Source organism: Oscillibacter sp. CAG:155 (assembly GCA_000436875.1).
Lineage (GTDB): Bacteria > Bacillota > Clostridia > Oscillospirales > Oscillospiraceae > Oscillibacter.
Window position 1 is genome coordinate 1 of sequence record FR890834.1, and the last position, 10864, is coordinate 10864.

7 protein-coding genes are annotated in these 10864 nt (G+C 60.7%); 4 read left to right on the forward strand and 3 right to left on the reverse strand.

Features of this window, described 5'->3' with window-relative positions; translation table 11 throughout:
* Positions 1-32: 32 nt before the first annotated feature.
* The 3 genes from QZL67_RS00965 to QZL67_RS00975 are packed head-to-tail and all read right to left on the reverse strand — an operon-like array spanning position 33 to position 4127.
* Positions 33-1742: a [FeFe] hydrogenase, group A gene (locus tag QZL67_RS00965; protein ID WP_022288920.1), complete on the reverse strand. Its 1710-nt coding sequence runs from the start codon at positions 1740-1742 to the stop codon at positions 33-35.
* A gap of 4 nt (positions 1743-1746) precedes the next feature.
* On the reverse strand, positions 1747-3651 hold the full coding sequence (locus QZL67_RS00970) for an NADH-ubiquinone oxidoreductase-F iron-sulfur binding region domain-containing protein (protein WP_022288921.1): 1905 nt from the start codon (positions 3649-3651) through the stop codon (positions 1747-1749).
* Positions 3648-4127 (reverse strand): NAD(P)H-dependent oxidoreductase subunit E, encoded by a 480-nt coding sequence (locus tag QZL67_RS00975; RefSeq protein WP_022288922.1) that lies wholly within the window; start codon positions 4125-4127, stop codon positions 3648-3650. The genes QZL67_RS00970 and QZL67_RS00975 overlap by 4 nt, the downstream gene beginning before the upstream one ends.
* Positions 4128-4443: 316 nt before the next feature.
* On the opposite strand from QZL67_RS00975, the gene QZL67_RS00980 reads away from it, so the two are divergent.
* From QZL67_RS00980 to QZL67_RS00995, 4 genes are all read left to right on the forward strand, one after another.
* A complete protein-coding gene (locus QZL67_RS00980; protein ID WP_022288923.1) occupies positions 4444-5538 on the forward strand; it encodes an HD domain-containing phosphohydrolase in 1095 nt (364 codons plus the stop codon).
* A gap of 29 nt (positions 5539-5567) precedes the next feature.
* Positions 5568-5930 (forward strand): Hpt domain-containing protein, encoded by a 363-nt coding sequence (locus tag QZL67_RS00985; protein WP_022288924.1) that lies wholly within the window; start codon positions 5568-5570, stop codon positions 5928-5930.
* Positions 5927-8488 carry a hybrid sensor histidine kinase/response regulator gene (locus tag QZL67_RS00990; RefSeq protein WP_022288925.1) on the forward strand — a complete coding sequence of 854 codons (2562 nt, stop codon included), beginning with the start codon at positions 5927-5929 and terminating at the stop codon, positions 8486-8488. Before QZL67_RS00985 ends, QZL67_RS00990 begins: the two co-directional genes overlap by 4 nt.
* A partial coding sequence (locus QZL67_RS00995) for a response regulator (RefSeq protein WP_292919610.1) occupies positions 8485-10864 on the forward strand: 2380 nt, incomplete at its 3' end. The genes QZL67_RS00990 and QZL67_RS00995, both read left to right, overlap by 4 nt.

Sequence of the window (10864 nt, forward strand, 5' to 3'; positions counted from 1 at the left end):
CCTGCCGGTGGCAGGCGTGCTTTTTTGCGGGGTTACTCTTTGGCGGGATGGGGCGTATAGGTCACGTGGAGCAGCTCATGGGTCCGGCCTTTGAGCGCTCCTTCCAGCAGCTCCGCCACAATGGGATTTTTCTCCGAGCGTTTGATCAGCGCAGACCGGTCCGCCTCGTAGAGGCCCTCCGCCCGCCGGTTCTTGACGGGAAGCAGGCCGTAGGGCTGTCCCGCGCCGCCTACGCAGCCGGTCTTGCAGGTCATTACCTCCACCAAGTCAAAATATGCCTGGCCCTCCTGGATCTCCCGCAGTAGCTTCTGGGCGTTCACCAGCCCGTGGACCACGGCGATCCTGAGCGCCCGGTCTCCGAAGGGCAGTGTCACGGTGCGGATGGTCTCGCTGCCCCGGAGCCCGGAAAACTGGATGGCCTGGAGAGTGTTTTTGGACTTGTCCTCCACCACCCGGCGGGCCACTGCCTCCGCCACGCCGCCGGTGGTTCCGAAGATGGTGGCCGCTCCGGTGCCCATGCCGAAGGGCATATCGGGAGATTCTCCCTCCAGCTCCGAAAAGCGGATGCCGGACTCCTTGATCATGTTGATGATCTCCCGGGTGGTCAGCACCAGGTCCACATCCTGCACGCCGTCATGCCGGAACTCCGGACGCTGGGCCTCCATCTTCTTGGCGGTGCAGGGCATCACGGCGATGTGATAGGTGGTGCGGCCATCCTCCGCGTCCTGCCGGGCGCAGCGGTCCTTGAGCACCGCCGCGAACATCTCCATGGGGGATTTGCAGCTGGAGACGTTTTTCAAAAACTGGGGTGCTTCCTCCTCCACGTACTTCACCCACGCCGGGCAGCAGCTGGTGAACATGGGGAAGGGGCCGCCTTTTTTCAGCCGTTCCAGGAATTCCGCCGACTCCTCCATCACCGTCAGATCCGCGCCGAAGGTGGTGTCATACACCTCGTCGGCACCCATCATCTTCAATGCGGACACCAGCTTATCCAACGCGTTCACGCCGGGCGGAAGGCCGAAGGCCTCGCCCACCGCCACCCGGACCGCCGGGGCAATCTGGATCACCACCCGTTTTTGAGGGTCGTGGAGGGCCCTCCATGCCCGGCCGATCTCGTTGTAGATGGTAATGGCGCCGGTGGGGCAGGCGGCAGCGCACTGTCCGCAGCTGATGCAGGCGGTCTCATTCAGCTTGCGGTCAAAGGCCGGGCACACCACCAGGTCACTGCCCCGGTAAGCGAAGTTCAAAATGCCCATGCCCTGCATTTCCTCGCACACCCGGATGCAGTCTCCGCAGAGAATGCACTTGTTGGGGTCCCGCACCACGGCGGGGGAGGAGTCATCCTTTTCATAGCGGGGCCGGGTATCGGCAAAGCGGACGTGGCGCACGCCGAAGCGCAGCGCCAGCTCCTGCAGGCGGCACTCGCCGCTTTTCTCGCAGGTGGTGCAGTCCCGGTCGTGGGAGGAGAGCATCAGCTCCAGGATCATCCGCCGGTGCTTCAAAAGCCGGGCGGTGTTGGTGCGGATGCGCATTCCATCCCGGGGCTCCATGGAGCAGGAGGCGTCGATTTTGCCCTTCTCGTCCTCCACCACGCACATCCGGCAGGCGCCGTACACGCTCAGCTCCGAGTAATAACAGAAGGTGGGCATGTCGATGCCGGCCTTCCGGATCACCGCCAGCACGTTTTTCTCCCCGTCGAAGGGCACCCGCTGGCCGTCAATGTACATAATTCCCTTTGCCATGTTCTCAGCCCTCCTTTGCCGCGGTGATGGCCCCAAAGGGACAGATCGCCACACAGGCGCCGCAGTTGACGCACCGTTCCGGGTCGATGGTGTGGGGCTGCTTCACCGCGCCGGAGATGGCCTCCATGGGGCAGTTTTTCCGGCACTTCCCGCAGCCTTTGCACTTGTCGGCGTCGATGGTGGGGTGGGGCTTTTCCCGGTTGCAAATGGGGCAGTGGTGGTCCACCACATGGGCAAGATACTCATTACGGAAATATTTCAGCGTGCTCTGGACCGGCTTGCAGGCGCTCTGGCCCAGGCCGCACAGGGCGGTGTGGGTAATGGTGTCCGCCAGCTCCTCCAAAAGGTCCAGATCCTCCAGAGTGCCTTTGTTTGCGATGATCCGGTCCAGAATCTCCAACATCCGCTTGGTGCCCTCCCGGCAGGGGACGCACTTGCCGCAGGACTCCTTTTGGGTGAACTCCATGAAAAACCGGGCGGTCTCCACCATGCAGGTGTCCTCGTCCATGACCACCAGGCCGCCGGAGCCGATCATAGCGCCGATGCTCTTGAGGGAGTCGAAGTCCAGCGGCAGGTCCAGGTGCTCCTTGCTGGCGGTGGTGGCGCCGCCGGAGGGGCCGCCGATCTGGACGGCCTTGAACTTTTTCCCGTTTCGGATGCCGCCGCCGATGTCAAAGACCACCTCCCGGATGGTGGTTCCCATGGGGACCTCGATGAGGCCGGTGTTCACTACGTTGCCGGTGAGGGCAAAAGCCTTGGTGCCGGGGCTGGTCTTGGTGCCGATGGAGCGGTACCACTCCACGCCGTTGCGGATGATGAGAGGCACATTGGCAAAGGTCTCCACGTTGTTGAGCACCGTGGGCTCCGCCCAGAGGCCGTGTTCGATGGTGCGGGGCGGCTTTACCCGTGGCATGCCCCGGCTGCCCTCAATGGAGGCAGTAAGAGCGCTGCCCTCGCCGCACACAAAGGCCCCCGCGCCCCGGTTGACATGGATGCGGAAGGAGAAGTCGCTGCCCATGATGTGGTCCCCCAAAAGGCCGAAGGCCTCCGCCTTGGCGATGGCGGTCTTGAGGCGGTTCACCGCCAGGGGGTACTCCGCCCGGACATAGATATAGCCGGTGTCGCTGCCCACGGCCAGCCCTGCGATCATCATGCCCTCCAGCACGCTGTGGGGGTTGCCCTCCATGATGGAGCGGTCCATGAAAGCACCGGGGTCTCCCTCGTCGCCGTTGCACACCACATATTTCTGCGCGGAGGTCTGTTTGCGGGCGCCCTCCCACTTTCTCCCCGCGGGGAATCCGCCGCCGCCACGGCCCCGGAGGCCGGAATCCGTGATGTTCTTGCAGATCTCCTCGCCGGTCATCTCGAAAAGCGCCTTTTCAAAGGCGGCGTAGCCCCCCTTGGCGATATACTCCTCGATGTCCTCGGCATCGCTGCTGCCGCAGTTTTCCAGCACCACCCGGTGCTGCTTTTTATAGAATGGGATATCCGCCTGCCGGGGATAGGCCACCCCGTCCAGGTGGTAGACCAGGCGGTCGATGATCTCTCCGCCCAGCACGGTCCGCTCCAGGATCTCGTGGCAGTCCTCCGGGGTGACATGGATATACATGACCCCCATGGGCTCGATATGGACCAGCGGACCCATCTCGCAAAAGCCGTGGCAGCCGCTCATCTTCACATGGAGGCTCTTTTCCTCATCCGTGTCATGCTTGAGCCCCACGTAGACGGAAAGCCCCCGCCGCTCACACTCGGCCTTGATATTCTCGTAGATCTTCATGGCGCCGCCGGCAATGCAGCCGGTGCCGGCGCAGATCAGCACCGCGGGTACCTGCTCGCTTTGCTTGAGGGCGTTGCGGGCGTTGGCCTGAAACACATGAAAGCTCTCCCGGGTCAGTTTGGTCTGCATCATCCGGCTTGCGCCTCCTTCCCGCGGATCTCCTCCAGCAGGGCCAGCGCCGTCTCCGGTGTCATTTTCGCGTGAACCTCGCCGTCCACCGTCATCACCGGCGCCAGACCGCAGGCTCCCAGACAGGCCACTGTCTCCAGGGTGAACAAACCGTCCGCCGAGGTCTTTTTCCGCCCGGCAAGCCCCAGATAGTCATGGACCGCGTCATAGATGGGCTGGGACCGGCGCACATGGCAGGCCGTTCCCGCGCAGACTTTGATCACATGCTTCCCCTTGGGTTCCAGGGAGAAATTCTCATAAAACGTGGCGACACTGTACACCTTGGCTGTGCCGATGTGCAGGTTCTCCGCCACCCGGGTCAGGGCCTCCTCGCTGAGGTATTTGTACTCTGCCTGAATCTCCTGCATGATGGCAATCAGGTTTGCCGGATCGCAGTCGAACGCCGTGCAGATCTCGTTGACGCGCGCAAGGTCTTCCATGGGCATTCCTCCTATGTTCCGTAATGTTCCCGGCGGGTGCCGTTAGTTTAATTTAAGGCCGGACAGCAGGAAAAAGCAAGCTTTCCTTTCCGCCGTTTTTATGAAATGTGCAAAAATTAACAAGTTCTGAAGAGGCGTATTTCGCTGTTTTGCCGGTTTTTCTGCTGGAAATCCGGCTGGTTTTCTGCTTTGTCCTCTTGTTTGCAGGCAGATTGTTCGGTATACTAAGATTGTAATTGTCTGCAAAAACATTGCGGCAGCAGGGCGGAATTCACGCCCCGTCTGCGCGATTTTCTTGAAGAAAGGAGCCCGTATCATGGCGCCTGTCAATTTATACCCTGATCTCGCATCCAGAGTGCCCACCACCCTTCTGGTGGTGGATGATGACGAGATGAACCGATGTATCCTGGGAAATATTTTTGCGTCCCATTACTCCATTCAGGAGGCCGCAAACGGCAAAGAGGGGCTGGAGATGATCCTGGCCGGGCCGGAGAAACTGTGCGCGGTGCTGCTGGACGTGATGATGCCGGAGATGGACGGCATCCAGGTGCTGCGGCATCTGAAAGAGGCCGACGTGCTGCGCCGCCTGCCGGTGTTTTTGATCACCGCGGAGGCCAGCGGCAGCGTGATGAAGGAAGCCTACGAGCTGGGCGTGGTAGACGTCATCAGCAAACCTGTGATCCCGTATGTGGTGCTGCGGCGGGTGCAGTCGGTGATCGAACTCTACCAGGCCCGGCGCCGGCTGAGCCATGTGGTGGAGATCCAGCAGTCGGAGCTGCTGGAAAAGGCCCAGAAGATCGTGGATCTGAACATGGGTATGATCGAGGCGCTGTCGGCGGCCATCGAGTTCCGCAACGGCGAGTCCGGCGAGCACGTCCACCGCATCCACGACATCACGGAATTTCTTCTGACCAATACCCCTCTGGGGGACGGCCTGACCCCGGACGAGATCGGCCAGATCTCTCTGGCCGCCATCATGCACGACGTGGGAAAAATCGCCATTCCGGACGCCATCTTGAATAAGCCCGGCAAACTCACGCCGGAGGAATTCGAGATCATGAAGACCCACACTGTCCAGGGCGCTCAACTGTTGGAAAAATTTCCCCAGCTGCGGGAAAACGGGGCGTACCGCTACGCCTGCGACATCGCCCGCCACCACCACGAGCGCTGGGACGGCCGGGGCTACCCCGACGGGCTCAAGGGGGACGAGATCTCCATCTGGGCTCAGGTGGTGTCCCTGGCGGACGTATACGATGCCCTGAGCTGCAAGCGGGTATACAAAGACGCCTTCCCCCGTCAGCAGGTGCTGGACATGATCCGGGAGGGGCAGTGCGGCGTATTTAACCCCAGGCTGCTGGAATGCTTTTTTGCCGTGGAAGAGCGGCTCCACCGGCTCTATGAGCCCAAATAAGCCGTAAGACAAAAGAGGGAGGAACGATCATGGATATCACAAAGAATGAGCGGCTGACGGCCGCAGGGATCGACACCGCCAGCGCGCTGGAGCGCATGATGGGAAACGAGTCTCTTCTGGAACGGTTTTTGAAGCGCTTCCTGGATGACACCAACTATGAAAAGCTTACCCAGGCCATCGCCGCAGGGGACCAGGAGGCGGCCCTCACTGCTGCCCATACCCTCAAGGGCCTTTGCGGCAACCTCTCCATGACAGTGCTTTTTGAGCTGTTCACCCGGCAGGTGGCCGCCTTCCGCGCCGGGGACTGGGCCGGTGCCGCAGCCATGATGGAGGAGATCTCAGCCGCCTATGACCAGGTGACGGCAGCTGTCCGGGAGGTCTTCGCGCAATGAGCACCCAGGTCCGGGGGCAGCGCAGATCCCGGCTGCGCCGCATTCTGCGGGGCATGCGGCTCAATTTCATCACGCTGGGCCTGCTGATCGTTCTGACGGTGCTGGGCCTTTCTTTGATCCGCACCTCCCTCCTGAAGAATGCTCAGGAAACCGGGACCGCCCTGACGCAAATCTATGCGGCCGAAGGCGAGAGCAACCTCACCATCTACGAGACACTGCTCTCCTTCGGCACTTCCTCCATCAGTGACCGCCTCACCAACGGGACGCCCCGGGAGGAGCTGGTCTCCTGGCTGGATCTTTACTTCCAGCGGGTGGAGTCCGTTCTGGGCAAGGGGATCGTAGACCCTTACATGGTTCTGAACGGAAAGATTCTGGCCGCCAACCCCTGGGATGGGGACGAATCCTATGACGTTTCTTCCACGGAGTGGTACCAAAAGGCCATCCAGGCCGGCGGCGAGGTCATATTCACCAATGTCTACACGGACGCCATCTCCCAGCGGCCTGTCATCACGGCGGCCCAGCAGTGCGGAGACAGCGACGCGGTCCTGGCCTTCGACATCTTCCCGGAGAATTTCCAGTTTCAGTTTGACTCCCTGGAACGCCGCAGCGGCAACTCCTTTTTTCTCTGCGACAGCACCGGGACCATTATCTATCAGCAGACAGCGATCGAGCAGTCCCCGGAGGCCATCCAGCAATACCTCATCGACCTCATCCAGAAGATCGACGCCGGAGAGCTGGATGACTACGCCACCCCCATTTCAGACATGGAGGGAAATCTCCGGGCGGTATCCTACACCCGGATGGATAATGGCTGGATCTCCATCATCACCGTCCCCTATGGAAGCATTTTGGCGAGTTTCAACTGGCTGATTCTCTTTTTTATCGCAATTATTTCCATCTTCTTCCTGGCTCTGCTGGGGATGACCTGGCGGGACATGAAGATCAACACCCGAATGGAGCGCGCCAACGAGACGGTCCAGGCCCTGGGTAACTCCTATTACGCTCTCTATCGGGTCAACTTCCAGCAAAACACCTACGAGCTGATCAAAGGGCCCAAGCAAACGCCGATCCCCTCCACCGGAAATTACTCCGATCTGCTGCGGCTGGCTGGAAATGTCATTGAGGCCAACGCCTATCAGGAGTTTCTGGAAAACTTCTCCGCCGAGAATATCCGCCGGCTGGTCAGCCGGCAGACCCGGGACTTCGGCGGCGATTTTCTGCGCCGGTTCGGAGAGGACTACCGCTGGGTCAATGCCCGCATCCTCTATGACGAGTCCCTTTCACCGGAGGAAGTGGTGCTCTCCTTCCGGGAAGTGGACCAGGAAAAGCAGCAGCAGCTCAAAGAGCGTAAATTACTGGAGGACTCCCTGGAGATCACCCGCCAAAACGAGGCGTCCAAGCAGTCCTTTTTCAGCAGCATGTCCCACGACATGCGCACTCCCCTCAATGCCATCATCGGCCTTTCCCAGCTGGCCGTCCAGCACACGGACAGCCCCTCGGAGATCTCCAAGTATCTCTGCCGGATCAACAGCGCCAGCCGCCAGCTGCTGGAACTGATCAACGACATTCTGGACATGTCCCGCATGGAGCAGGGCATGGTCACGCTGAACAACAGCCCCATCGACCTGCAAGCCTGCGTGGAGGAGTGTCTGGAGACCTTCCGCTACCAGGCGGAGCAGCAGGGCAAGCAGCTGACATGGGACTTCTCCCTGGAAAACACCCATCTGCTGGCGGACCCCTTCCGGCTCCAGCAGATTCTCAACAACCTTCTCTCCAACGCCTTCAAGTTCACCAAGAAAGACGGCCGCATCGCACTGCACGTCACCCAGCTGGACAGCGGGGAGTACGCCAAATACAAATTTGTGATCTCCGACAACGGCATCGGCATGTCTCCGGAGTTTTTGCCTCACCTGTTTGATCCCTACTACCGGGAGATGCGCTTCACCGACCGCCAGGCGGTGGGGACGGGGCTGGGCATGTCCATTGTCAAGAGCCTGGTCACGCAGATGAATGGTGAGATCAGCGTGGAGAGCCGCCCCGACGAGGGGACCACCTTCACGGTGATCCTGCCTTTCCCCGTCATCGAGACGGACAGTGAACCGGACGCGGCCTCCGCTCCGGCGGAGTCCTTCTCCCTGGAGGGCCTTCATATTTTGCTGGCAGAGGACAATGAGGTGAACATGGAGATCTCCACGGAACTTCTGACCATGCACGGCGTGCAGGTCACCCAGGCATGGGACGGTCAGGAGGCGCTGGATCTCTTCTCCCAGTCGGCCCCCTTCGCCTTTGACGCCGTTTTGCTGGATATGCAGATGCCCCGGATGGACGGCTGTGAAGCCGCCCGGCGCATCCGGGCCCTCTCCCGGCCCGACGCCCGGCGGGTCCCCATCATCGCCGTCACCGCCAACGCCTTCTCCGAGGACATCGCCGCCACCGCCGCCGCAGGGATGAACGCCCATATCTCCAAGCCCATTGATTTCAACGGACTTTGTCAAACCCTGGAATACTGGACCCACAGGGCCCGAAATCAGCAGCAGGAGGACTCAGCAAAGCCATGAAACAGAAAAACACCCGCTTTTTGTGGATCAGCCTGATCAGCATCCTGGCCCTGTGTGTGGGCGTCTTTGTCTGGATCACCTCCTATATGGTCCGGGAGAGCGACAAGGCCATCAACCGGGTGGGCGAGATCTATATGCAGGAGATGAACCATCAGCTGCAGCTGCACTTCAGCTCCATTATCAATCTGCAGCTCTCCCAGGTGGAAGGCATCATCTGGCGCACGCCGCCGGAATCCGTGCCCTCCTACAATGAGGAAATGTGTGAGGAACTGGCCACCAGCGCCATCGCCCGGGACTTCTTCTATCTGGCCCTCTACTCCAAGGACGGAGACGCGGACGTCCTCTACGGCGACCCCGTCACCATTTTGAACGAGGACACCTTCCTCGCATCCCTGAACCAAGCGGAAAAGAAGGTGACGCTGGGCATCACCGAAAGCGGCGAGCGGCTGCTTTTGCTGGGGGTCTCCGTGGGCTACCCCGCCTCCCAGGGCTATCCCATGCGGGACGGGAGCCACTGCACGGCCCTGGTAGCCGGTATCCCCATCGAGTATATCAACGAGACCATGTCCCTGGACATAGACGACTCCCTCATCTATTCCCATATCATCCATAAGGACGGCTCCTTCGTGATGGAAAACGCCGACGACACCGGCGGCACCTACTATGACTGGCTGCTGCGGCGATGCACCTTCGAGAACCAGACTCCCGAAGCGGCGGTCTCCGCGCTGGAGGAAGCCATCAGCCGGGGAGAGGAGTATTCCACCTCTTTGAGCGTGGACGGCCAGCGCCGGCACATCTACTGTTCCCCGCTGCCCAATTCCGAGTGGTACCTGGTGACGGTGATGCTCTACGGCACGCTGGACGAGGCAGTGGCAAGCCTGGGCTATCAGCATATTTACACCGCTCTGGGCGGCTGTGCGGTGATTATTGCGGCGCTGCTGCTGATCTTTTACCTGTACTTCCGCATGTCCCAGCAGCAGCTGACCCGTCTGGAAAAAGCCCAGCGGGAGGCGGAGCGGGCTAACCAGGCCAAGAGCGAATTCCTCTCCAACATGAGCCACGACATCCGCACTCCCATGAACGCCATTGTGGGCATGACAGCCATTGCCGCCTCCCACATCGACCAGCCCGCCCAGGTGCGGGACTGCCTCCACAAGATCACCCTCTCCAGCCAGCACCTGCTGGGCCTCATCAACGACGTGCTGGACATGTCCAAGATCGAAAGCGGCAAGCTGACATTGAACATGGATCTGCTGTCCTTGCGGGAGGTGACGGAGAATATCGTCAATATCATCCAGCCTCAGGTGAAGACCAAGCAGCAGTCCTTCGACATCTTCATTCAAAACATCCAGACCGAGCAGGTGTACTGCGACGGCGTGCGGCTCAATCAGGTGCTGCTGAACCTCCTCTCCAACGCATTGAAGTTCACACCGGAGGGCGGCTCCATCAGCATGACGCTCTCCCAGGAGGACTCTCCCCGGGGCGGAGACTATGTCCGCACACACTTCTATGTCCGGGACAACGGCATCGGCATGTCCCCGGAGTTCCAGAGCCGCATCTTTGAATCCTTTATGCGGGAGGACAACAACCGGGTCCAGAAAATCGAGGGCACCGGCCTCGGCATGACCATTACCAAATACATTGTGGACGAGATGCAGGGCACCATCGAAGTGGAGAGCGAGCCCAACAAGGGCTCAGAGTTCCATGTGGTGCTGGATCTGGAGAAGGCTCCCTGCCAGGAAGCCGACATGATCCTGCCCCACTGGGAAATGCTGGTGGTGGATGACGATGAGCAGCTCTGCCGGAGTGCGGTGGATGCGCTGCAGGAGATCGGCATCCAGGCCGAACCGGCTCTGGACGGCCCCACGGCCATCCAGATGGCTGCTGCACGCCACCAGGCGGGACGGGATTATCACATCGTCCTGCTGGACTGGAAAATGCCCGGCATGGACGGCATTGAAACCGCCCGGCAGCTGCGCAAAACCATCGGCGAGGAAGTTCCTATCCTTCTCATCTCCGCCTATGACTGGAGCGAGGTGGAGAAAGAGGCCCGTCAGGCGGGCATCAGCGGCTTTATCGCAAAGCCCCTGTTCAAATCCACGCTGTACTACGGTCTGAGCCGCTTTGCCGTCTCCGGCGGCGGCACTGCTGAGACCCCCGCCGAGATCCTCCCGGATTACACCGGCCGGCGGATTCTGCTGGCGGAGGACAACGACCTGAACTGGGAGATCGCCAATGAGCTGCTCTCCGTTCACGGCTTCACCCTGGACTGGGCAGAAAACGGGAAGATCTGCGTGGACAAATTCCGCGCCTCTCAGCCCGGTTTTTACGACGCGGTGCTGATGGATCTGCGGATGCCGGTGATGAACGGCTATG